The sequence below is a fragment of the Micromonospora sp. WMMD975 genome, from assembly GCF_029581215.1.
GTDB lineage: Bacteria > Actinomycetota > Actinomycetes > Mycobacteriales > Micromonosporaceae > Micromonospora.
In genome coordinates this window covers 701,061-723,416 of the sequence record NZ_CP120739.1, presented here as the reverse complement: position 1 = coordinate 723,416, position 22,356 = coordinate 701,061, and the positions used below count along the sequence as shown (strand labels likewise).

At 74.8% G+C, this 22,356-nt stretch carries 17 protein-coding genes; 5 read left to right on the top strand and 12 right to left on the bottom strand.

Annotated elements, in window-relative coordinates; translation table 11 throughout:
• Positions 1-22: 22 nt before the first annotated feature.
• A complete protein-coding gene (locus O7613_RS03305; protein WP_282291994.1) occupies positions 23-1,195 on the top strand; it encodes a C39 family peptidase in 1,173 nt (390 codons plus the stop codon).
• Here O7613_RS03305 and O7613_RS03300 read toward each other — a convergent pair whose 3' ends face one another.
• The 3 genes from O7613_RS03300 to O7613_RS03290 all read right to left on the bottom strand — a co-directional run bounded on the left by O7613_RS03300 (position 1,196) and on the right by O7613_RS03290 (position 4,994).
• A complete protein-coding gene (locus O7613_RS03300) occupies positions 1,196-2,485 on the bottom strand; it encodes a PQQ-binding-like beta-propeller repeat protein (RefSeq protein WP_282291993.1) in 1,290 nt (429 codons plus the stop codon).
• On the bottom strand, positions 2,482-3,666 hold the full coding sequence (locus O7613_RS03295) for a PQQ-binding-like beta-propeller repeat protein (protein WP_282291991.1): 1,185 nt from the start codon (positions 3,664-3,666) through the stop codon (positions 2,482-2,484). The genes O7613_RS03300 and O7613_RS03295 overlap by 4 nt, the downstream gene beginning before the upstream one ends.
• A gap of 71 nt (positions 3,667-3,737) precedes the next feature.
• Positions 3,738-4,994 (bottom strand): PQQ-binding-like beta-propeller repeat protein, encoded by a 1,257-nt coding sequence (locus O7613_RS03290; RefSeq protein WP_282291989.1) that lies wholly within the window; start codon positions 4,992-4,994, stop codon positions 3,738-3,740.
• Between the two features lie 140 nt (positions 4,995-5,134).
• Here O7613_RS03290 and O7613_RS03285 point away from each other — a divergent pair, with 140 nt between their 5' ends.
• Positions 5,135-6,943 carry a hypothetical protein gene (locus tag O7613_RS03285; protein ID WP_282294466.1) on the top strand — a complete coding sequence of 603 codons (1,809 nt, stop codon included), beginning with the start codon at positions 5,135-5,137 and terminating at the stop codon, positions 6,941-6,943.
• 95 nt (positions 6,944-7,038) lie between these two features.
• On the opposite strand, the gene O7613_RS03280 is transcribed toward O7613_RS03285, so the two are convergent.
• Positions 7,039-8,829: a hypothetical protein gene (locus tag O7613_RS03280; RefSeq protein ID WP_282291987.1), complete on the bottom strand. Its 1,791-nt coding sequence runs from the start codon at positions 8,827-8,829 to the stop codon at positions 7,039-7,041.
• Positions 8,787-10,823, bottom strand: coding sequence for a hypothetical protein (locus O7613_RS03275; protein ID WP_282291985.1), 2,037 nt, complete (start codon positions 10,821-10,823; stop codon positions 8,787-8,789). Before O7613_RS03275 ends, O7613_RS03280 begins: the two co-directional genes overlap by 43 nt.
• A gap of 159 nt (positions 10,824-10,982) precedes the next feature.
• On the opposite strand from O7613_RS03275, the gene O7613_RS03270 reads away from it, so the two are divergent.
• Entirely contained in the window at positions 10,983-12,176 is a 1,194-nt protein-coding gene (locus tag O7613_RS03270; protein ID WP_282291983.1) for a hypothetical protein, read from the top strand.
• Positions 12,177-12,417: 241 nt separating this feature from the next.
• On the opposite strand, the gene O7613_RS03265 is transcribed toward O7613_RS03270, so the two are convergent.
• From O7613_RS03265 to O7613_RS03245, 5 genes are all read right to left on the bottom strand, one after another.
• Positions 12,418-12,915: a GNAT family N-acetyltransferase gene (locus O7613_RS03265; protein ID WP_282291981.1), complete on the bottom strand. Its 498-nt coding sequence runs from the start codon at positions 12,913-12,915 to the stop codon at positions 12,418-12,420.
• A gap of 163 nt (positions 12,916-13,078) precedes the next feature.
• Complete coding sequence (gene dxs, locus O7613_RS03260; protein WP_281584265.1) at positions 13,079-15,025, bottom strand: 1-deoxy-D-xylulose-5-phosphate synthase; 1,947 nt, start codon at positions 15,023-15,025, stop codon at positions 13,079-13,081.
• Positions 15,026-15,073: 48 nt separating this feature from the next.
• Positions 15,074-16,234, bottom strand: coding sequence for an anhydro-N-acetylmuramic acid kinase (locus tag O7613_RS03255; RefSeq protein WP_282291980.1), 1,161 nt, complete (start codon positions 16,232-16,234; stop codon positions 15,074-15,076).
• 43 nt (positions 16,235-16,277) lie between these two features.
• Positions 16,278-17,516 carry a TRAM domain-containing protein gene (locus O7613_RS03250; protein ID WP_282291979.1) on the bottom strand — a complete coding sequence of 413 codons (1,239 nt, stop codon included), beginning with the start codon at positions 17,514-17,516 and terminating at the stop codon, positions 16,278-16,280.
• Between the two features lie 56 nt (positions 17,517-17,572).
• On the bottom strand, positions 17,573-19,621 hold the full coding sequence (locus O7613_RS03245) for an APC family permease (protein ID WP_282291978.1): 2,049 nt from the start codon (positions 19,619-19,621) through the stop codon (positions 17,573-17,575).
• Positions 19,622-19,778: 157 nt separating this feature from the next.
• Between O7613_RS03245 and O7613_RS03240 the strand changes: the two genes are divergently transcribed.
• Both O7613_RS03240 and O7613_RS03235 read left to right on the top strand, forming a co-directional pair.
• A complete protein-coding gene (locus O7613_RS03240; RefSeq protein WP_281584269.1) occupies positions 19,779-20,444 on the top strand; it encodes a TrkA family potassium uptake protein in 666 nt (221 codons plus the stop codon).
• Positions 20,445-20,447: 3 nt separating this feature from the next.
• Positions 20,448-21,137 (top strand): TrkA family potassium uptake protein, encoded by a 690-nt coding sequence (locus tag O7613_RS03235; protein ID WP_281584270.1) that lies wholly within the window; start codon positions 20,448-20,450, stop codon positions 21,135-21,137.
• Positions 21,138-21,150: 13 nt separating this feature from the next.
• Here the strand turns inward: O7613_RS03235 and O7613_RS03230 are convergent, their stop codons facing one another.
• Both O7613_RS03230 and O7613_RS03225 read right to left on the bottom strand, forming a co-directional pair.
• The gene (locus tag O7613_RS03230) at positions 21,151-21,837 is read right to left on the bottom strand and encodes a DUF3159 domain-containing protein (protein WP_281584271.1); all 687 of its coding nucleotides are present in this window, start codon (positions 21,835-21,837) and stop codon (positions 21,151-21,153) included.
• Positions 21,834-22,214 (bottom strand): OB-fold nucleic acid binding domain-containing protein, encoded by a 381-nt coding sequence (locus O7613_RS03225; RefSeq protein ID WP_281584272.1) that lies wholly within the window; start codon positions 22,212-22,214, stop codon positions 21,834-21,836. The genes O7613_RS03230 and O7613_RS03225 overlap by 4 nt, the downstream gene beginning before the upstream one ends.
• Positions 22,215-22,356: the final 142 nt, after the last annotated feature.

Sequence of the window (22,356 nt, the reverse complement as noted above, 5' to 3'; positions counted from 1 at the left end):
GCCCGAGCGCAGGGGAGCCCCGATGACACTCGTCGACCCCGGCCGCGACGTCGCGTACCGCCGCTTCCGGTTCCCGGCGGACCGCGGCCTGGGGCGGGCCGACGGGCTCGGCGCCGGGCCGGACGGGCTGGCGCCGGACGGGACGGCCGGCCGGCCGACACACGCCGGCCCGTACGCCGGGAGCTGGATCTCCCCGGTCACACCGGTCGGCTTCGCCGCCACCGAGCTGGTGCCCTCCTGGACCGCCGACGCACCGTCCGGCTCCTGGCTCCGGGTGGAGCTGCGAGGCTGCGATGCCGGTGCCGCCACCACCGGCTGGTACGACCTGGGCCGCTGGGCGGCCGACGACGGCACGGTGCGTCGCTCGTCGGTGCCCGGGCAGTCCGACGAGCGGGCCCGGGTCGCCGCGGACACGCTGCGGGTGACGGGTGCGACGGTGACCGGCTGGCAGGTCCGGGTGACGCTGCTTCGCCGGCCCGACGCGCCGGCCGGCCCGACACTGCGCACGATCGGCGTGGTCGCCTCCGCCGACCCCGGTGCGGCCGGGTCGGCGGTGAGCGCGCCGGCCGGGTACGGCTTGGCGCGCGGACGGGTCCTCGACGTGCCGCGCTACGCGCAGCGACTGCACGCCGGCGGCGAGACCCGGTGGGGTGGTGGCGGCGACTCCTGGTGCAGCCCGACCTGCGTGTCGATGGTGCTCGACTTCTGGGGCGCCGGCCCCGCCCCGCACCGGTACGCCTGGGTCGACCCGCCCGGTCCCCGGCCGGCCGTGGTGCACGCCGCCCGGCACTGCTACGACCATGCGTACGCCGGCGCCGGAAACTGGCCGTTCAACACCGCGTACGCGGCGACGCACGGGGTGGACGCGTTCGTCACCCGGCTACGCTCGCTGGCCGAGGCGGAGCGCTTCGTGGCCGCCGGCATCCCGCTCGTCGTCTCGGCGGCGTTCACCCGGGGGCAGGTGCCCGGGCTGGACTACGACACCGCCGGGCATCTCATCGTGCTGGCCGGCTTCACCAACGACGGGGACCCGGTGCTCAACGACCCGTACGCCGCCGACGACGAGCGGGTCCGCCGGACCGTGGCGCGCGCGCCGTTCGAGGCGGCCTGGCAGTCCGGCAGCGGTGGGATCGCGTACGTGCTGCGGCCGGAGTCGGTGCCGCTGCCCCCGGCGCCCGCCCAGGCCAACTGGTGATCACCGGTCGGCCGGCCAGATCGCCAACCCGCCCGCCGGGTCGAGGCAGACGAGCACCGCGCCCGGGTCGACGCACTCGTCCCAGGAGCCGGGCAGCACCGCCCGGATCCGGACCTCCCCCGCCGGCACGTCGAGCGCGCCGACAAGCGTCCGGTCGCCGGTGAGGTGACGTACCCCGAGCAGGCCACCGGGCTCGCGGTCGGTGCCGGTGAGACGCCAGCGCCCCAGCCGGGCGAGCACCCGGCCGGTCCTCGGGTCGAGCACCCACCGGTGAAGTTCCAGCCCGACGCCGGGCGTGGCCGCGATCAGCCGGCCACCGAACGGGAACAACCCGAACCAGCGCTCGTCCACCCAGCCGGGCCGGCCGGTGGCCGGATCGAGGGCCCGCGCGCCGCCGATCTGGTCGCGCAGGCAGACCATGCCGGCGCAGTCGGTGAACCAGAGCCCGGCACGCGGCTGCACCGGCACGGTCCACCTGGCGTCCAGCCGGTCCAGCCCGTACGCGGTGACCGTGCCCGGCCCGCCCTCGACAAGCAGCAGGCCGGCCACCACCTGGGCGTACCGGTAGGAGACGCGGTCCGGCGCGGGCGGCACCCGGCCGGTGAGCACCGGCGCGCCCGAGTCCGCGTCGTGCACGGTCACCCGGCCGTCCGGGGTGACGAGCACGAACTGCGTCACGCCCCGGTCGTCCGTCCGGTAGGCCACCCCCTGGGTGGGCATCGGCAGTGACCAGCGCGCCGCCCCGGTCACCGGGTCGGCGGCCAGCAGGCTGCCACCGCCGGTGGCCCCGGGATTCTCGAACAGCAGCCCGCCGGACGCGGTGCGGACCGGGTAGCCGGACTGCTGCCAGCGCGCCGCGCCGGTCGCCGGGTCGAGCAACGTGGAGCGCGTGTCCCCGGCCCCGGCCGGGCTGCTCGTCACCAGAAGCCCGTCCCCCATGGCACCCAACCCGAGCACGTGGTCGCCGGCCGGCAGCGTGAACCGCCACAACTGCGCTCCGTCGGACAGCCGGTGCCCGGTGACCGCCCGGCCGTCGCGGCCGACCGTGCCCGGCCCGTCGGCCACCATCAACCGGCTGGCCAGCGCCACGAAGGCGGCGCCCTGCGGCGCGGGCACCCGGACCGGGACCGGCCGACGCGGTGGCGCGGACGCGCCGGCCGACGTGAGCAGCACCAGGCAGCCGAGCGCCACCGCGCGGGCGGCCCGACCGGGTGGCCGTCGGGGCGGCGCGGGAGACTCGTCGTCGTCCTCCCCGTGCCGCATCTCGCCCAACTCGATCACCGGGGTCACGGCAGCCGCCGCGTCGCGAAGTCGCCGTCGGAGTCCCGGCAGACCAGAAGCGCCCGGCTGGCGGCGCAGTCCGTGCCGAACAGCACGCCCCGGACCGGCAGCAGGTCGCCCGACAGGTCCAGCTCGGCGAGGAGCAGCCGGCCGCCGCCAAGCGGCCGGGTCAGGAACAGTCGCTCGGCGGCCTCGTCCTGCGGGACGATCGCCCAGCCCTTGAGGTCGGCGACGAGCCTTCCGTCGGTCTCGTCGAGCACCGCCAGGCGGTCGCCGCCGGTGTCGCCGCCGACGGCGAGCAGGCGGCCCGCGTCGGCCGCCACCACGCCGGCCCACCGGCCGGTGGTCCAGCGCACCGCGCCGGTGGCCGGGTCGAGCGCCGTCATCCCCTCGCCGCTCTGGCCGGCGCAGAGCAACGCGCCGCACGGCTCCACGTGGCTCAGCGGCGGCAGCCGCGCGGTCCACCGGTGGAGCAGCGTGTCCATCTCGTACGCGTCGACCGCGTCGTCGCCCGCCCGGCTCTCCAGCAGCAGTTCGCCGGCGGCCATCATCTGCCGTGGCGCGGGTGGTTCCCCCGGGTGCAGGTCGCGGGCGGCCAGCCGAGCGCCCGTCGTCGCGTCGAGCACCACCGTCTCGCCGGTCTCCGGCGCCAGCAGGAGCCGGTCCAGCGCCCCGGACGAACGGAAGGCGAGCCGCAGGTCATCCGCTCCGGGCGCGGTCCACACCGTGCGGCCGTCGGCCACCGCCACCCGGCGCACCTCCCGTGGACCCGACCCGCGCGTCGGTTCGAGCATGAGCGCGTCGCCCGCCGGGTAGGCGAGCGCCGCCTGCTGCCAACTGATCCGGCCGGTGTCGGCGTCGTAGGCCGTGGTCTCCCAGGTTTCGTCGTCGCCTGTCGCTCCGGCGGCCAGGACCCGCCCGCCCATCTCCCACACCGAGACGACCTCACCCGGGCCGGGCAGCCGGCTCCGCCACCGCTCCCGGCCGCCCCGGTACGCCACGATCTCCCGCACCGCCCCGGGCCGCCAGTCGAGCGGCCGGACCACGTACACCCGGTCACCGGAGACGAATGCGACCACACCGGCGCCCCCGGGGAGCGTGCGCACGACGGGACGCGCGAGCGGCGCTCCGGCACTGAGCGTCACAAGCGCCACCAGCAACACCAACGCGGTGCGGAACGGCCGGCCCACGGCGCGCGGCGGACGCCCCGCCGTCGGCGTCGAGGCGTCGTCGCGCAGCTCGCCGAGATCGATGATCTGGGTCAGGGCAGCCTCCGCAGCGTGAAGTCGCCGCCCCGCTCCCGGCAGACCAGCAGCGTCCGCCCGGCGGTGCAGTCGGTGCCGGTCAGCACGTCCCGCGCCGCGGGCGGGCCGCCCGACAGGTCCGGCTCGGCGAGCAGCAGCCGGCCGCCGCCCAGCGGCCGGGTGAGCAGAAGCCCGTCGTCGGCCTCGCTCTGACCGAGCACCCCCCACCCGCCGAGGTCGGCGACCAGCCGCCCGTCCGCCTCGGCCAGCACCGCCAGCCGGGCGCCGCCGGCGTCCTCGGCACCGACCAGCAGGTGACCGGACTCGGCCCGGAGCACGCCCGTCCACCGCTCGACGGTCCACCGCACCGCGCCGGTGGCCGGGTCGAGCGCCCACAGCCCACCGGTCGACCGGCCGGCGCAGAGCAGGGCGCCACACCGTTCCAGGGCGCCGACCAACGGCAGTTCCGCGGTCCAGAGCGGCCGGAGCGTGTCCAGCTCGTACGCGTCGACGGCGTCACCCGCCTCCCGGATCTCCACCAGCAGCCCGGCGACGGCGGCCATCCGTCGCTGGGCCGGCGGTTGTCCCGGGCGCAGGTTGCGCGCGGCCAGCCGGGCGCCGGTCACCGCGTCCAGCACCACGGTCTCGCCGGCCGTCGACCGGAGCAGAAGTCGCTCCACCCCGGACGGGCCGTAACTGACCTGCACGTCCGCGCTCGTCGGCGCGGTCCACGTGGTGTGTCCGTCGGTCACCGCCAGCCGGCGGACCGCCCGTGGCGCCGACCCGCCGGCCGGGAACAGCAGCAGCCCGTCGCCGGCCGGGACGGCGATCCCCGGTTGCCGCCAGCGCGACGCTCCGGTGCCGGCGTCCAGGGCCACCGTCTCCCATTCCTGGTCGTCGCCGGTGCGCACGGCGGCCAGCACCCGGCCACCCGCCTGCCACACCGACATGACGTCGCCGATGCCGGGCAGCGGGGTGCGCCACAGCTCCCGGCCCACCCGGTACGCGACGAGTTCCCGCTCGGTGTCCGGCCACCCGTGCGGCGGTCGCACCACGTACACCCGGTCCTCGGAGAGGAAGGCGGTGGACCCGGGCCCGCCGGGGATCGCGCCCACCGCGGACCGGGCCGGCGGCGCTCCGGCGGCGAGCGTCACGAGCGCCACCAGCAGCGCCAACGCGGTGCGGAACGGCCGACCCACGGCGCGCGGCGGACGCGCCGCCGGACCGGGCGTCGGGGCCTCGTCGCGCAGCTCACCCAGATCGATGACGGTCACGACCACCCCTTCCCCGCGCCGCCGGACCGCCGCCCGGCCGTGACCGGACCGATGCCGGGCCGCCTGTACGATGGCCCGTCGTGGCCGTGCCCGTGGTGGACCCCTCGTTGAACCCCTCGTCCGTCGAGACGGACGCCGTCGTGGCGGATCCGCCGCGCCGGCCCCGTCGCCGGCCGGCCCGCGCCGACGTGCTGGCCATCGGAGCCTATGCGTTGCTCGGCGTTCTCGTCTGCCTCAACTACTGGGGCGACGTGCAGCACCGGGTGTCGTCGCACCTGCCGACCGACCACAGTTGGTTCGAGTGGCTGTTCGCACACGGCGCGTACTCGGTGCGCCACCTGGAGAATCCCCTGTTCACCGCCCGGCAGAACGCGCCGGACGGGGTGAACATGATGGCGAACACCTCACTGCTCGGGGTGACGCTGCCGCTGGCGCCGCTGACCATGCTGCTCGGCCCGCAGGTGATGTACGCGCTCTACCTCGGCGCGGCGTTGTCGGCGACCGCCGCCACGTCCTACTGGACGCTCTCCCGGCATCTGGTCCGGTCCCGGGGGGCGGCGTTCGTCGGGGGCGCGTTCCTCGGTTTCGCCCCCGGCATCGTGCACCACGCCAACGGGCAGCCGAACTTCGTGTCGAACTTCCTGCTGCCGCTGATCGTGTCCCGGGTGCTGCGCCTCGGCGAGCCGGGCCGCTGGCGGCGCAACGGGGTGGCGCTCGGGCTGCTGGTGGCGTACCAGATCTTCATCAACGAGGAGATGCTGCTGCTCACCGCGCTCGCGTGCCTGGTCGTCGTGGCGGCGTACGCGGTGCAACGGCCACGCGCGGCACGGGAGCGGGCCGGCGCCTTCCTGGCCGCGGTCGGGGTCGGCGGCGGGGTGGCGCTGCTGCTCGTCGCGTACCCGATCTGGTTCCAGTTCAACGGCCCGCAGTCCTACCGGGGGTTGCAGGGCGGGGTCTTCCACAACTGGGGCGAGGACCTGATGGCCTTCGTCACGTTCCCCCGGGACAGCATCGCCGGGAACGAGGCGGTGGAGAAGACGATCGGGCTGACCGAGCAGAACACCTGGTTCGGCTGGCCGCTGGTGCTGGTCGGGCTGGTCGCGCTGGCGCTGCTGGTCCGCCGGTCGGTGCCGGCCCGGATCCTGGCCGTGCTCGTGGTCCTGTTCACGATCGCCTCGATCGGGCCGGTGGTGCGCTTCGACGGCGCGGAGACCGACGTGGCCGGGCCGTGGGCGTACGTGCCGGACGACCTGCCGCTCGTCGAGATGATGATGCCGACCCGGTTGAGCCTGGTGGTGGTCGCCGCGGTCGGCGTGCTGCTGGCCCTGGCCTGGGACACGCTGTCCCGCACCGGCCGGCGGCCGGTGCCCGCCCCCCGCAGCGGCGACGACGACACCGACGCGGGCCGGACCACGGCAGGCCGGCGGCGGGCGGTGCGCCTGGTCGGGTACGCCGCGGTCGTGGCCGCCCTGCTGCCGCTGTTCCCGCGCCCGCTGCCGGCGCAGCACATCGACCCGCCGCCGCACTTCATCACCGCCGGTGGCTGGCGGCCGTACGTGCCGGCGGGCCGGACGCTGGTGCCGGTGCCGATCCCGAGCAACGTGCACGGGTTGCCGACGCTGCGCTGGAGCGCGCTGACCGGGCAGGAGTTCCCGATCCCGGCCGGCTACTTCATCGGCCCCAACGACCTGGGCGAAGGGGTCTTCGGCGCGCCGAACCGCCCGACCAGCACGCTTATCTACTCCACCATGGACGCGAACAAGGTCCCGGAGATCACCCCGGAGAACCGCCGGCAGGCCGTCGAGGACCTGCGCTTCTGGCGGGCGTCAGTGGTGGTACTCGGCCCGAACCCGCGCGAGGCGGTGCTGCGCGACCTGATGACCGCCCTGCTCGGCCCCCCACAGCGGGTAGACGACGTCTACCTGTGGGACGTCCGCGCCCTCGTGTAAGGCGGGGGCCCCGCTTAACGTTTTCGGTAGAGGAAGGGGCCCCGCTTAACAGCAAGTGTTAAGCGGGGCCCCCGCCTGACACCCAAGCCGGTCGGTCAGCCGAGCAGGGGGCGGACGTCCCACAAGTGCCCGCCGGCGACGTCCCGGCCGGGGCCGAGCAGCGCGTCGAGCGTGGCGCGCACCGGGTCGCCAGGTGTCGAGTCGGCCTGCACCAGCGCCGCCGCCCGCCAGTGCCGCAGGTCCGCCATGGCCTGCCGGCGTTCCACGTCGCCGATCGGCGGCACCTGACCGGTCTCCGCGGCCCGGCGCAGCAGCAGCGAGGTGGGCCGGTCCGGCGCGCCCCACCGGGCCGTCGGGTCGGTGGCCGAGCGCGGGCCGATGAAGTAGCCGCCGGGCGCGTCGAAGGCCAGCCCGGTGCGCGCCGACCAGAACATGGCCGGGCTCTTCGCCGCGCCGGTGACCGGCGGCACCGGCACCAGCGTCCGGCCCGGCGGGACGTACGCCCGCCAGCCGCCGCCGCTCACCACCGCCGGCACCGGCGGGACCGGCACGGTGCGGATCGGGGTCGGGGTCAGCGGCAGCAGCGCGGCGGTGACCGCGCCGGCCCACGGTGCCCAGCGGCGGACGTCGCCGCCGGAGACTCGGTCCACGGCCAGCGCCAGCAGCACCCCGAGCACCGGTACGCAGACGAGCGCGAACCGCGCCGGCACCACCAGGTCGAGCAGCGGCACGTCGGCGAGCAGCCGGTACGGGCCGGGCAGCCCGGTGTCGCGCCGGTTCACCACCACCGTGGCGCCGAGCGACAGCGACGCGAACAGCAGCCCGCACGCGGCGAGCGCGCGCACCAGGGGTCGCCGCCACAGCCGCACCACCACGACCAGCGCCAGCAGCGGCAGGATCGGCCCGAAGAACGAGTTCTGCTCGGTGGGGTTCGGCGAGAGCAGCCCGGCGCGGTGACCGTCCCCGGCGACGGTCTGCCGGGCGGCGGCGGTGAACGAGGCCAGGTCCAACCGGTAGCCGACGGTGTGGAACGGCATCCCGGTGTAGTGGCCGGGCCCGACGAACTGGAACCACAGCGGGTACGCCAGCAGCACGCCGGCGACGAGCGCGCCGAGTCCGGCCCGGCGCGCCACCGCGGGGGCCAGCCGGCGTGCGGCGGGCCGGTCGGCGAGCGCGTACGCCCCGGCCAGCACCCCGGCGGCGAGGGCCGTGAAGACGAGCACCTCCTCGCCGAGGAACACCTGGTACGCGACCACGAGTCCGAGCAGCACGCCGTCGCGACGGACCCGGTCGGTGGCCGGGCGGAACAGCAGCGCGAGGATCACCGGCACCAGGAACTGGGCGGCCATGTGCAGGTGCGCCCCGGCCTGCGCCACCATGCCGGGGGCGAAGCCGCAGCAGAGTCCGCCGACCGCGGCGGCGGCCCGGGAGCGGACCAGTCGGCGGGCCAGCAGCGCGTACCAGGCGGTGGCGGTGCCGGCGAGGCTGAGCGCCACGGCGACCAGGAACGCCGCCTGGGAGCCGAACGCCACGGTGACCGGGGTGAGCGGCACGCCCAGCCCGAGCACCGACGTGTTGGCCATCAGGTTCACCCCGTCCGGGGCGTTGAGCGCGGCGCTGTGCAGCGGGTTCCCGCCGTCGGTCACCGCGCGTGCGGCCCGGGCCAGCATCCACTCGAACAGCATCTGGTCGCCGGCCTGGTGGAACAGCCGCTCCGGCCGGCGCCACTGGTCGGCGGTGAGCAGCACGGCCAGCGCGAGGTAGCCGGCCACCACGAGCGCGTCGACCGGCCGGGGCCGCCGCCACCGACGCGGGGGCGTGGCCCCGGGGCGGTCCGCCGCGGTCAGGCGGACCGGTCGGAAAGTGTCCGTACGTCCCACACCCACACGTCCAGCTCCTGCCGGCCGGGTCCGACCAGTTGCTCCACGGTCCGGCGCAGCGGCTCGGCGTTCTGTTCGTCCAGCGGCAGCACCACCACTGCCGCGTTCCAGTGCCGCAACTCGTCCAGGAAGCGGCGACGCTGCCGGTCGTCCAACTTCGGCGTACGCCCGGTGGACGCCACGTCGGCCAGCAGCTCGCCGATGCCGCTGCGCCGGCCGCCGAAGCGCCCCGGGTCGCCGGTGACGCCGTTGCGCGGGGCGAGGAAGTAGCCGCCGGGGATCTTGAAGTCGAGGCCGGTGCTTGCCGCCCACCGCATCGGGTCGGTGTTGCCCATCGCCGGCACCGGCACGGACACCAACGTCTGGTCGGGGCCGACGTACTGCCGCCACCGGCCGGCGGTGATGAACTCCGGCACCGGCGGCCGGGTGGTCACCCGCAGCGGCATCGGCGCGATCGGCAGCAACGCGAAGACCAGGCCCGCGGCGGTCAACGTCCGGGCCGTGCGCCGCTCCACGCCGTGCAACACCCAGGCCCGACGCACCGCGTACGCCAGCAGCACCGCGACCGTCACGCTGGTGATCAGGCCGAACCGGGTCGGCACCACGGCGTCGAGCAGCGGCAGCCGCACCAGCAGGTCCCACGGCCCGGTGATCAGGTCCCGGTCCCACCAGGAGATCCGCTCACCGAGGGAGAGCACGGCGAAGAACAGCCCGGTGGCGGCGAGCGCCCGGACCATCACGTCCCGGCGCAGCCAGATGACGATGCCCACGGCCAGCAGCGACAGGCTCCAGCCGAAGAAGGCGTTCTCCTCGGAGTAGTTCGGCGCGAGGTTGACGTTTGCCCGCTCGTTGCCGCCGAACGTGGGCGACCCGGGGGCGAAGAACGCGGCGATGTCGTTGCCGTAGTCGCGGACCGCGTCGCTGAGCCCGTGGTACGCCATCGGCCCGGCGAACTGCACCCAGAGCGGGTACGCCAGCAGCGCGCCGGCCAGCACCGCGCAGACGGCCAACCCGACGCCGAGCGGTCGGCGGGCGACCGCCCACCGCTGGCGCTGCTGCACCAGCACGGCCAGCAGGAACACCCCGAGCGCCATCGCGGTGAAGAGCAGGATCTCCTCGTTGATGAACGCCTGCACGGTGACCAGCAGGGCGAGCAGCGCGCCGTCGCGTACCGGGCGGGTCGACCGGGTCAGCACCAGCACCCGCCAGACGATGAACGGCAGCAGGAACTGGCTGATGATGTTCGGGTGCCAGTTGGCGTGCGACAGCATCGCCGGGGAGAAGCCGCAGAACCACGCGCCGACCGCGGCGGCCGGGCGGTGCCGGACGAGGTGCCGGGAGAGCACCCGGTACCAGGCCGCGGCGGTGCCGGCCAGGCCGAGCGTGACGAGCGCGACGAAGGAGACCGCCGGTCCGAACAGGAGGGTCACCGGCACCATCGGGATGCCGAGCGCCAGGATGGCGGTGTTCGCCATCAGGTTGACCCCGTCGGGATAGTTGAACTGCTCGGTGTAGAACGGGAACTCGCCGTGCAGCACCACCCGCACCGAGTGGGCCAGGAAGAACTGCACCTGCGCCGGGTCGCTGCTGTAGAGCGCGGCCACCCGGCCGGCCGGGTCGGCCCAGATGCCGCTCGTCACCCAGATCGCGGCGAGCAGGAATCCGGCGTACACGACGAGGTCGATGCGGCGGCGCGTCCACCGCCACCGCCAGCGGCGCCCGGCCGGCGCGGCGTCCTCGGTCCCCGCTGCGGCGTCCTTGACGGCCCGGACGGTGTCCTCGGCGGCCGGGGCCGGGGCGGTGTCCTCGGCCGCCGGCACGGCGGGCACGGCGGCCGAGGCGCTTGCCCCGGTGGCCTGGACCATGTCCTCGGTGGCCGGAGCGGCGGCGGGGGTCGGCGCGGGTTCGGGCCGGGTGACCTGTGGTGAGCCTTCGGTGACGGAGCGAGAGCCCGTCGGGGCGGCGGCGGCCGGCGTCGAGGCGCGGGTCTCGGCAGGCATCACAGTCGGCGGAGTCTACCGGAGCCGGATATTGATACCCGAATCGCGCGTCACGTTCCGCGACGGCAACTCGGCCCAACCGGTGAGCCGGGCGCGGCCGAAAGACCGACCGTCTCGTACCATGTGGGCTTCCGACCGACGACCGGCGAGGGGATCAGTGTGGCTTCAGCCCGCCGAGGCGCGGTGACGGGCACCGCGCTGGCCGCCCTACTGCTGGTCACTGTCGGTTGCGGACCGGTCGCGGACCGGCAGTCGGCGGGCCTGCGGGTCGGCTACGACAGCCTGGACGGCGCGCTCCCGGTCTGGCCGCCGCGCGGCAGCCTGGCCCGCGACGCCGCCGTGACCGCCGCGATCACCGACGCGGTACGGGACTGGCGCTCCCCGGTGGACGACCGTGTCCACCTGCCCTCGTCCGGGATCCTCTTCTCCGGCCGGGTCGGCGACGCGCCGCTGGCGCTCGTGGCCGCGGACGTGCCCGGCGAGGCCGCCTCCTGGCTGCTGCAACTCGACCGGGCCGGGCAGCGGTGGCGGGTGGTGCACGCCACCGAGTACACCGACCCCGGCTACCTGGTCTACTCCGACGTGTTGCCGGTGCGGGAGCCCACCGGCCGCCGTTATCTCACCTCCGCCCGGGTGGAGCGCCTGCTCGGCCCCGACGGCGGCACGGTGGCCAGCACCGACGGCGTCACCGAGCCGGTCGCCGTGCCGGCCTGCCAGGCCGTCGAGCTGACCGCGACGCTGCGGCCCACGCCGTCGCTGCCGCGCGGCCGGGCCGCCGACCGCGTCCTCGACCTGGGTACGGCCACCGGGGCCCCCCGCTATCCGCTGGTACGCGACGAGACCGGCGCCGGCCGGCGCGCCCTGACCGGCCTGGACACCTGCGTCCTGGCCGGGGAGCGGGGCCCCTTCGGCAGCCTGCCGCGCCGCATCGGCGACCGCGAGGCGCCCCGCTCCGCGCCCGAGTCCTGGCCGATGGCGAAGATCGCCACCCGATCGCTCGGCGAGGTGGCGCTCGGCGGCGGCGAGCCGGGCGAGTTGGAGCAGCTCACCTGGGAGACGGCCACCGGCACCATGACCGCCGTCCTCTACCGCCCGGCCGGCGGCGGCACCCCGGTGGTCTCCCCCGCCGACCGGTCCACCACGCTCCAGGCATACCACCTGCCAGTGCCGGGGCAACCGCTCGCGGTGCTGACCTGGCGGACCCGGGACGCCTCCTTCGCCGCCCCGCCCGGCACCACCCGCCTGGTCGACCGTCCGGGCCTGGTGGTGGTCGAGCAGACCGACGCCAAGCAGACGTTCAGCCTGGCCGGCACCGAAAAAACCTGGTACCGCTCCCTGACTCCCCCAACCTGACCCCGCCCTCCGCCGGTCCCGCCCCAGTCAGACCTTGACGGGTGACATCGACGCCAACAGCCGAGATCTTGGAGGGAAATGGCCCCTGGAGGGGCACTAAGCTTCCAAGATCTTGCCGCTCCTGGAATGCGAGAAGAAGAGCCCGCCATGTGGGAGCGGCGCGGTGGGACGGCCTGGATGTCAGCGGGTCGGCCGGACACCCCACGAGGTTCCACCCGCGCAAAGCGCACAGCCCGGGCGGTCAGGGGAGGCTGCGGCGCATGCCCAGGTAGGGGGCGCCGGCGGGGCCGGGGCGGGAGGTGCCGTCGGGCTGCCAGCCGTGCCGGGCGTAGAAGGCGCGGGCCCGAGCGTTGCGCTCCCACACCTCGAGCACGCCCACGGACAGCGCCTCGGCCTTCAGGTGACGCAGGAACAGGCCGTGCAGCGTGCTGCCGATCCCCCGGCCCCAACTGTCCGGGTCGACGTGGATCTGGTAGAGCTGCGCGGCGTCCACCTCGGACGAGTGTGGCGGCCCCATGGCCAGGAGACCGACCAAGCGACCGTCCATGACGGCGCACCACACGTGCTTGTGCGGCGAGACGATGGCAGCCGTCCAGCCGTCCCGCTGCTCCCGGGCCAGCTCCGGATTGACGATCTCCTCGGCCGGCACCCCGCCCGCGCCGTAGTAGGCGATCCGGGCCCGGGTGTGCAGGTCGACGATGTCATCCAGGTCGGCCGGCGTGGCCTCACGCACGTCCACGGCGCACCCCTCACATGATCCACTCCACCTCGCCGAGGTGGCGGTATCCCGGCCACCGCGATGCCGCCACTCCGGCGATCTGGCGGCACCCCGCAGCCGCTGCCCGGACAGAGCGCTCGGGCGGCCCCGACAAGGAGCGGGACCGCCCGAGCACGTAACCGGATCAGTTCTGCGCGCGGGCCCCGTCGGTGGCCGGATCGACCGGGGCGGCGTCCAGGCCGGAGATCCAGCCGGTGACGTCGCGGGCCACGTCCTGTGCGGTCAGTCCCAGGTCGGCGAGGATCTGCGCGCGGGTGCCGTGCGGGTGCCAGTCGGCCGGTACGCCGAGGTCCCGGACCGGCACGCGGACGTCGGCGTCGCGCATCGCCTGGGCCAGCGCGGAGCCGACGCCGCCGACCCGGACGCCGTCCTCGACGGTGACCACGAGCCGGTGCCCGGCGGCCAGTTCGACCAGCTCGGCCGGGATCGGCCGGACCCAGCGCGGGTCGACCACGGTGACGCCGTAGCCCTGCTCGGCGACCCGGGCGGCGACCTCCATGCCGAGGCCGGCGAAGGAGCCGACCGCGACCAGCAGCACGTCGGTACGCGCGGACTCGGCGAGCACGTCGACCGGGCCGACCCGGCGCACGGCCGGCAGGTCGGCGGCGACGGTGCCGCTCGGGAAACGCAGGATGGTCGGGCCGTCGTCGACGGCGATCGCCTCGCGCAACTCCTCGCGCACCGTGGCCGAGTCGCGGGGCGCGGCGATCCGCAGGCCCGGCACCACGCCGAAGACCGACATGTCCCAGATGCCGTAGTGGCTGGGCCCGTCGGGGCCGGTGATGCCGGCGCGGTCCAGCACGAACGTGACCGGCAGCTTGTGCATCGCCACGTCCAGCAGGACCTGGTCGAAGGCGCGGTTGAGGAACGTGGCGTAGACGGCGACCACCGGGTGCAGGCCGCCCATGGCCAGGCCGGCGGCGGAGGTGGCCGCATGCTGCTCGGCGATGCCCACGTCGTAGACCCGCTCCGGATGCTTGCGGGCCAGCGTGGCGATGCCGGTGGGCCCGGCCATCGCGGCGGTGATGCCGACCACGTCGGGACGCTCGTCGGCGATCCGGACCAGTTCGTCGGCGAAGACGTGGGTCCACTTCACTGACGGCGCGGCGACCAGTTGGCCGGTCTCCACGTCGAAGGCGCCACCGGGGCCGTGCAGGCAGTCCGCCTCGTCGTCCTCGGCGGGACGGTAGCCGTAGCCCTTGCGGGTGACCGCGTGCACGATCACCGGGCCGCCGAAGTTCTTCGCCGCGCGCAGCGCCGCCTCGACCGCGGGCACGTCGTGGCCGTCGACCGGGCCCACATATTTGATGCCCAGGTCCTCGAACATGGCCTGCGGGGCGACCGCGTCCTTGATGCCCTTCTTGACCGCGTGCAGCACCTCGAACATCGGCTTGCCGACGAACGGGGTGTTGCCGAGCGCGTCCTTGACGGTGTCGAGCACCTTCTCGTAGCCGGGGTTGAGCCGCAGCGACGACAGGTGGTCGGCGAGACCGCCGATGGTGGGCGAGTAGGACCGGCCGTTGTCGTTGACCACGATGACCAGCGGGTTGCCGGCGGTGGCGATGTTGTTCAGCGCCTCCCAGCACATGCCGCCGGTGAGCGCGCCGTCGCCGACCACGGCCACCACGGACCGCTTCTCGCCGCGCAGCGCATACGCCTTGGCCAGGCCGTCGGCGTAGGACAGGGCGGTGGAGGCGTGCGAGTTCTCAATCAGGTCGTGCTCGCTCTCCGCCTGGTTGGGGTAGCCGGAGAGACCACCGCGCTGGCGGAGCTTGTCGAAGCCCTCCTGCCGGCCGGTGAGGATCTTGTGTACGTACGCCTGGTGACCGGTGTCGAAGAGGAGCCGGTCGCGCGGGGAGTCGAACACCCGGTGCATGGCCAGCGTGAGCTCGACGACGCCCAGGTTGGGGCCGATGTGCCCGCCGGTGCGGGAGACCTTCGCGATCAGGAAGTCACGGATCTCGGCGGCGAGGATGTCCAGCTGCTCGGCGGTCATCCGCTTCACGTCCTGCGGCCCACGGACGGTGCCCAGCAGCCGACCGTGGTTGGCCGTGCCCTCTTCAACACTCATGACCGGAGAGTCTATCGGCCGTGGCACAGTCCGCAGCCGAGCCGTGGCTCAGGACGCCACCACCAGCCGGCGCGGCGGCGTCGGTGTCGACGCCTTGAACGGCGGCCCGGATGGGGTCCAGGAGCCGAGCACGGCGGGCCGGGACGCGCCGGTCACCGAGGGCACCGCCCCGGGCAGCCCGTGCCAGCTCAGCCAGCCCAGCAGCGCGAACGCGTACGCCTCCTTGGCCTGGGCCGGCACGCCCAGCTCGTCGGTGACGCGCAGCCGCCAGCGCCCCGCCCCGAGCGCGGCCAGCCGTGTCCGAAGTGTGGGATTCCGCACTCCCCCACCGGCGGCCACCACCTCGGTGACCCGGTGCCGGTCGCAGGCGTCGGCGACCGTGCGGGCGGTCAGCTCGGTGAGCGTGGCCAGCACGTCGTCGGCGGTCACCGGCTCGCCGACGCCGGCCAGCGCGGCGTCCAGGTAGCCGCCGTGGAACAGCTCCTTGCCCGTCGACTTGGGCGGCGGCGCGGCGTAGTAGGGCTCGGCGAGCAGCCGGGCCAGCAGCGCCCCGTGCACCCGGCCGGCCGCGGCCCGCGCCCCGTCGACGTCGCACGGCCGGCCCAGGAAACGCCGGGCGGCGGCGTCCAGCAGCGCGTTGGCCGGGCCCACGTCGTACCCGAGGACCGGCGCCCCGGGCGCGACCACGGTGAGGTTCGCGATGCCGCCCAGGTTCAGCGCGGCGCGCGGGGAGGTGCCGGCGTCCAGCAGCAGCGCGTCGAACGCCGGGACCAGCGGCGCGCCCTGCCCGCCGGCCGCCACGTCCGCGGAGCGCAGGTCGTGCAGCACCGGTACGCCCACCCGCGCGGCCACCCGGGCCGGCGCGCCGAGCTGGAGGGTGCCCCGCGCCCGGCCGCCCTCGACCCAGTGGAAGACGGTCTGCCCGGGCGAGACGACCGCGTCGGCCGCGCCGCCGGCCAGCTCGACGCCGAGCGCCGCCGCCTCGGCGAACACCTCGCCGAGGCGGTTGTCCAGCCGGCAGACCGCCTCGATCGTGGTGGCCGCCGGCGGCAGCAGCGCCTCGATCTCGCCCCGCAGGTCGTCCGGGTAGGCGAGCTCGCGGTGCCCGAGCGCCCGCAACCGCAACGTCTCCCCGTCGAGGCGGAACTCCCCCGCGACGACGTCGACGCCGTCACACGACGTCCCCGACATCAACCCGACGATGCGCAAGGAGGGGCCCCCTTTTAACGTTTCCGGTAGCGGAAGGCCCTTCTTAACACGCCGGGGGCAGGAACAGGCCGACCAGCTCGACGTGCTGGGTCATCGGGAACAGGTCGAATCCGCGCAACTCGGTCAGCCGCCAGCCCGCCTCGGCGAACGTGCGCACGTCCCGGGCGAACGCGGCCGGGTCGCAGGCCACGTACGCGACGGCCCGTGGCCCGGCGGCCACCACACCGCGTACCACCGCCGCGCCCGCGCCGGAGCGCGGCGGGTCGAGCACCACCAGGTCGACCGGGCCGGTGATCCGGCGGCGGGCCAGCGCGGTCTCCACCCGCGCCGCGACCACCTCGACGCCGGCCAGGTCGGCCAGGTTCGTCCGGGCCGCGGCCACCCCGTCCGGGCCCGACTCGACCACCGTCAGCCGGGCCCCGTCGACCCGGCCGGCGAGCGCGGCGGCGAACAGCCCGGCCCCGCCGTACAGATCCCAGGCGGTCTCGCCGGGCCGCGGGTCGAGCAGGTCGAGCACGGCGCCGACCAGGGCGTCCGCGGCGGCCGGGTGCACCTGCCAGAAACCGGACGCGGGCAGCGTGAACGACCGCCCGGCCGCCGCCTCCCGGACCCGCTCCGGCCCGCGCACGGCGGTGGCGACCCCGTCGGCGTACGCGACGACGGCGACGTCCCCGCCGCTGCTGGCGACCGCCTCCACCGCGTCGGCGTCCGGCCAGCGCGCCCCGGTGGGCGGCAGCACCGGCAGCTCCTGGATCGCCGGGTGGGCGATCAGGCAGCGGTCGATCGGCACCACCTCGTGCGAGCGGTGCTTGAGCAGCCCGGCCCGGCCGGTGGCGTCGACCGCGTAGCGGACCCGGGAGCGCCAGCCCAGCGGCCCGCCGGGCAACGCCTCGACCCGGACGCCGAGCGCGTCCACCGCCGCGTCGGTGAGGCCGCCGAGCCGGATGAGCTGCTCGCGCACCACCGCGACCTTCCAGTCGAGCTGGGCGGCCGGGGCGACGTGCTGGAGGTCGCAGCCGCCACAGGCGCCCGGCCGGGCGTACGGGCAGGGCGGGGTGACCCGGTCCGGCGCGGCGGTGACGATCTCCACCGCGTCGGCCCGGGCGAAGCCCCGGTGCAGCTCGGTCACCTCGGCCACCACCCGCTCGCCTGGTAGCGCGTGCCGGACGAAGACCACCTGGCCGCCGACCCGGGCCACGCAGTGCCCGCCGGGGGCGACCGCGTCGACGGTCAGCTCGACCCGCTCGGCCTCCTCCAGCCCGGGACGTGGATCCGCGGTCACAGCGTCTCCTTTCGTTCGCGACTGCGGGGCTCGCAAAACCGGCTCACTCCTCGCGCTCACGGCCGGTCTCCCGGCTCGCCGGGAGGCGTGGCGTCGACCGGCGGCGGCAGGGTGCTCTGCGGCGCCACCCGGGGGCCGCGGGCCGGACCGCGGCTCAGCGTGGCGTCGAGGCGGTCCAGGTTCTTGCTGGCGGTGGACGCGAGCTGCCACGGCACGCTCGTCACCATCACCCCCGGCTCGAACAGCAGCCGGCCCTTGAGCCGCAGCGCGCTCTGGTTGTGCAGCAGGTTCTCCCACCAGCGGCCCACCACGTACTCGGGGATGAAGACGGTGACCACGTCGCGCGGTGAGTCACGGCGGACCGAGGCGACGAAGTTGAGGATCGGCCGGGTGATCTCCCGGTACGGGGAGTCGATCACGGTCAGCGGCACCGGCAGTTCCCGCCGCTCCCAGTCGGCCTGGAGGTCCCGGGTGTCCTGCTCGTCCACGTTGACGGTGACCGCGGTGAGCGTGTCCGGCCGGGTGGCCCGGGCGTACGCGACGGCCCGCAGCGTGGGCTTGTGCAGCTTGCTGACCAGCACGATGGCGTGGTTGCGGGCGGGCAGCACGGCCCGCTGCTCGGTCGGCTCCAGCTCGGCGCCGATCCGGTCGTAGTGGCGGCGGATGCCGAGCATGACCACGTACATCATCGCCATGGCGACGATCGCGATCCAGGCGCCGAGCAGGAACTTGGTGACCAACACGATGATCAGCACCACGCCGGTCATGGCCATGCCGAACGCGTTGATCGCCCGGGAGCGGACCATCCGCCGCCGGGCCTCCGGGTCGCGCTCGGTGCGCAGGTGCCGGTTCCAGTGCCGGATCATGCCGGCCTGGGAGAGCGTGAACGAGACGAACACGCCGACGATGTAGAGCTGGATGAGCCGGGTCACCTCGGCCTGGAAGCCGACGATCAGCACCACCGCGGAGACCGCGAGGAAGACGATTCCGTTGGAGAACGCCAGCCGGTCGCCCCGGGTGTGCAGTTGCCGGGGGAGGTAGCGGTCCTGCGCCAGGATCGAGCCGAGCACCGGGAAGCCGTTGAACGCGGTGTTCGCGGCCAGGAACAGGATCAGCGCGGTCATCCCGGCCACCACGTAGAGCAGCACCGAGCCGCCGCCGAACACGGTCTCGCCGAGCTGCGCGGTGACCGTCTTCTGCACGTACCCGTCCGGGCCGGAGACGATCTGGCTCGGGCTCTCGACGAACTGCAGGCCGGTCCGGCGGGCCAGCAGGATGATGCCGACCAGCATGCTGACCGCGATGGTGCCGAGCAGCAACAGCGTGGTCGCCGCGTTCTTCGACTTCGGGGTCTTGAACGCCGGCACCCCGTTGGAGATCGCCTCCACGCCGGTGAGCGCGGCGCAGCCGGAGGAGAACGTGCGCAGCAGCAGGAAGATCAGCGCGAACCCGGTCACGCTGTGCTCGGCGTGGATCTCCAGGCCGGCGCTGGGGGCGCGCAGGTCGTCGCCGAGCACGAAGATCCGCACGAACCCGGTCAGCAGCATGCCGCCGATGACGATGACGAACCCGTAGGTGGGGATGGCGAACGCGGTGCCCGACTCGCGCAGGCCGCGCAGGTTCATCGCGGTGAGCAGCACCACCGCGCTCACCGCGATGAGCACCTTGTGGGTGGCCACGAACGGCACCACCGAGCCGAGGTTCGCCACCCCGGAGGAGACCGACACCGCCACGGTGAGCACGTAGTCGACGAGGAGCGCGCTGGCGACCGCGAGGCCGGCCCGCGGCCCCAGGTTGACGGTGGCGACCTCGTAGTCGCCGCCGCCGGAGGGGTAGGCGTGCACGTTCTGCCGGTAGCTCGCCACCACGGTCAGCATCACCACGACGACGGCGAGGGCGATCCACGGCGAGAAGAAGAACGCCGAGGCGCCGGCGATGGAGAGCGTCAGCAGGATCTCGTCCGGCGCGTAGGCCACGGACGACAGCGCGTCGGAGGCGAAGACCGGCAGCGCGATGCGTTTCGGCAGCAACGTGTGCTGGAGGCGGTCGGACCGGAACGGTCGACCGAGGAGGAGTCGCTTCAGCAGCGAGGTGGGGCTGGCCACAACCGACAAGCGTACGGCCACCGCAGGCGGGACGGTGGGGTGGCTGATCACCCCCGCGCGCGCCCGCACGGTACGGTCGGTGCCCCGTCGGGGGCAGGGACGTGGCAGGCTCGCAGACGACGGGTCGGCGGGCGGCACCGTGGGAGGAGCGGACACCGTGCATGTCGTGATCATGGGCTGTGGCCGGGTCGGGTCGACCCTCGCGCAGAGCCTGGAGTCCCGGGGGCACTCGGTGGCGGTGATCGACCAGGACGCGGACGCGTTCCGCCGCCTCGGGCCCGACTTCGCCGGCATCACGGTCACCGGCGCCGGCTTCGACGGCGAGGTGCTGCGCGAGGCCGGCATCGAGCGGGCCGACGCGTTCGCCGCGGTCTCCAGCGGCGACAACTCCAACATCATCTCGGCCCGGCTGGCCCGGGAGACGTTCGGCGTGTCCCGGGTCGCGGCCCGCATCTACGACCAGCGGCGCGCCCAGGTCTACGAGCGCCTCGGCATCCCGACCGTGGCGACCGTCAGGTGGACCGCCGACCGGATGCTGCGCCACCTGGTCCCCGAGGGCAACGTGGAGATCTTCCGGGACCTCACCAGCACGGTGTCGATCATCGAGGTGCCGGTGCACAAGGACTGGATCGGCCAGCCGTTGCGGCTGCTGGAGGAGTCCGCCGGCGCCCGGGTGGCCTACCTGACCCGGTTCGGGATCGGCACCCTGCCCACCGCCTCCACCGTGGTGCAGGAGGGCGACCAGGTCTTCATGCTGGTGACCGACGACATCGTCGCCTCGGTCACGTCGGTGGCGGCGGCGCCGCCGGAAGGGGGGCTCTGAGCCATGCGGATCGCCATCGCCGGCGCCGGCAACGTGGGCCGCTCGATCGCCCAGGAGCTGATCGACAACGGCCACCAGGTGATGCTGATCGAGCGGCAGCCCAAGATGCTGCGGCCCGACCGGGTGCCGACCGCCGACTGGGTGCTCGCCGACGCGTGTGAGCTGGCCAGCCTGGAGGAGGCCGACGTGGCCGGCTGCGACGTGGTGGTGGCGGCCACCGGCGACGACAAGGTCAACCTGGTCGTCTCGCTGCTGGCCAAGACCGAGTTCGCGGTGCCCCGGGTGGTGGCCCGGGTCAACCGGGCGGAGAACGAGTGGCTCTTCACCGAGCAGTGGGGCGTGGACGTCGCGGTCAGCAAGCCACGGGTGATGGCGGCGCTCGTCGAGGAGGCGGTCACCGTCGGCGACCTGGTCCGGCTGATGACGTTCCGGCAGGGCGAGGCCAACCTGGTGGAGATCACTCTGCCACCGACCGCGCCGTACGTCGGGCAGCCGATCCACGCGGTGCCGATCCCCCGGGACGCGGCGCTTGTGGCGATCCTGCGCGGCAAGCGGGTGCTGGTGCCCACCCCGGACGACCCGATCGAGGCCGGCGACGAGTTGGTGTTCGTCTGCACCGCCGAGGTGGAGGACGAGGTGCGCGCGGTGATCCTCGGCCCGGAGAGCACCGAACGGCAGCGCGGACGCGCCTGACGGACGGCGGGGCTCAGGCCCCCGGCAGCGGCGTGACGGTGGTGGTGCCCTCCCGGGTGACCCGGCGCACCACCCAGACCGTGATCAGCAGCAGCAGCGCGTACGGCGGGTAGCCCAGCGCGAGCCGGGCCACGCCGAGCGCGGTGTCCTGGTGGGCCAGGTAGAGCCCGGCCTGCACGCCGACCTTGGCCAGCCACACCACGCCCCAGAGCACGGTGAGCTGGGTGAACGTGCGCACCAGCTTCGGGTCGTCGCGCCACTCGGAGCGCCCCTTGGCCACCAGCACCGACCAGAGCCAGCCGACCAGCGGCTGCCGGAACGCCGCCGACAGCAGCAGCGCCAGCCCCAAGCCGATGCCCTGCACGATGCCCGGCAGGTAGAAGTCGCGGGCGTTACCGGTCTTCAGGGCGATGGCCGCGCCGATGGCGATGCCGATCAACCCGTTGACCGCGTGCCGCACCGGCCGGCGCTGGATCAACCGCACCGCGGCGATCAGCAGCGTCACCGCGATGGCGGCGATCAGTGCGGGGCGCAGCTCGCCCACCATGTTGGCGATCACGAAGACCACCACCGGGATGCTCGACTCGACCAGCCCGCGCCAGCCGCCGAGCTGGTCGGCCATCTGCTCGGCGATGCTGGGCAGCCGCTCCTCGTCCTGCGGGTCGAGTCCCGACGGGGTGTGCTGCTGTCCGGTGGTCACTTCGGCGGCTCCAGCTCGTAGTGCGGGTTGTAGATCACCTTGCGGTCGTCCCGGACCGCCACCCGGCCGTGCGCGGTGAGGTGCCGGCCCGGCTCGACCCCGGCGATGTGCCGCCGGCCCAGCCACACCAGCGTGACCACGTCGTTGCCGTCGTAGAGGTCGGCCTCAAGCGTGGGCAGGTTGGTGCGCGGCGTGTAGACCACCGTGCGCAGCCGCCCGGACACCGAGACCACCTGACCCCGGCTGCACTGGTGGGTCGGGGTGCCGCCGGACTCGGCGCTCTCCCGGCGCAGCTCCTGCGCCTCGATCTCGGCCTCGCTCGCGGTGAGCCGTCGCAGGAGCCGCCGCAGCGACACCCGACCCTGGTCGGTCGTCATGACCTCCGCGTCACCCTCTCCACCGGCGGGGGCTCCGCAGGGGGCGGAACCGTCCCGCCAGCGTACGCCGATCCGGCCCGCCGGCGGCACCGGCGGCCCGCCCCGGGGGTGGACGTGCTACGGGCCCGGTCCGGCGGCGGAG

Excerpts from the sequence above, each read along its gene's own strand:
- dxs (WP_281584265.1), bottom strand. The coding sequence starts at position 15,025 with ATGAGTGTTGAAGAGGGCACGGCCAACCACGGTCGGCTGCTGGGCACC.
- O7613_RS03235 (WP_281584270.1), top strand. The coding sequence starts at position 20,448 with ATGCGGATCGCCATCGCCGGCGCCGGCAACGTGGGCCGCTCGATCGCC.
- O7613_RS03225 (WP_281584272.1), bottom strand. The coding sequence starts at position 22,214 with ATGACGACCGACCAGGGTCGGGTGTCGCTGCGGCGGCTCCTGCGACGG.
- O7613_RS03305 (WP_282291994.1), top strand. The coding sequence starts at position 23 with ATGACACTCGTCGACCCCGGCCGCGACGTCGCGTACCGCCGCTTCCGG.
- O7613_RS03275 (WP_282291985.1), bottom strand. The coding sequence starts at position 10,823 with ATGCCTGCCGAGACCCGCGCCTCGACGCCGGCCGCCGCCGCCCCGACG.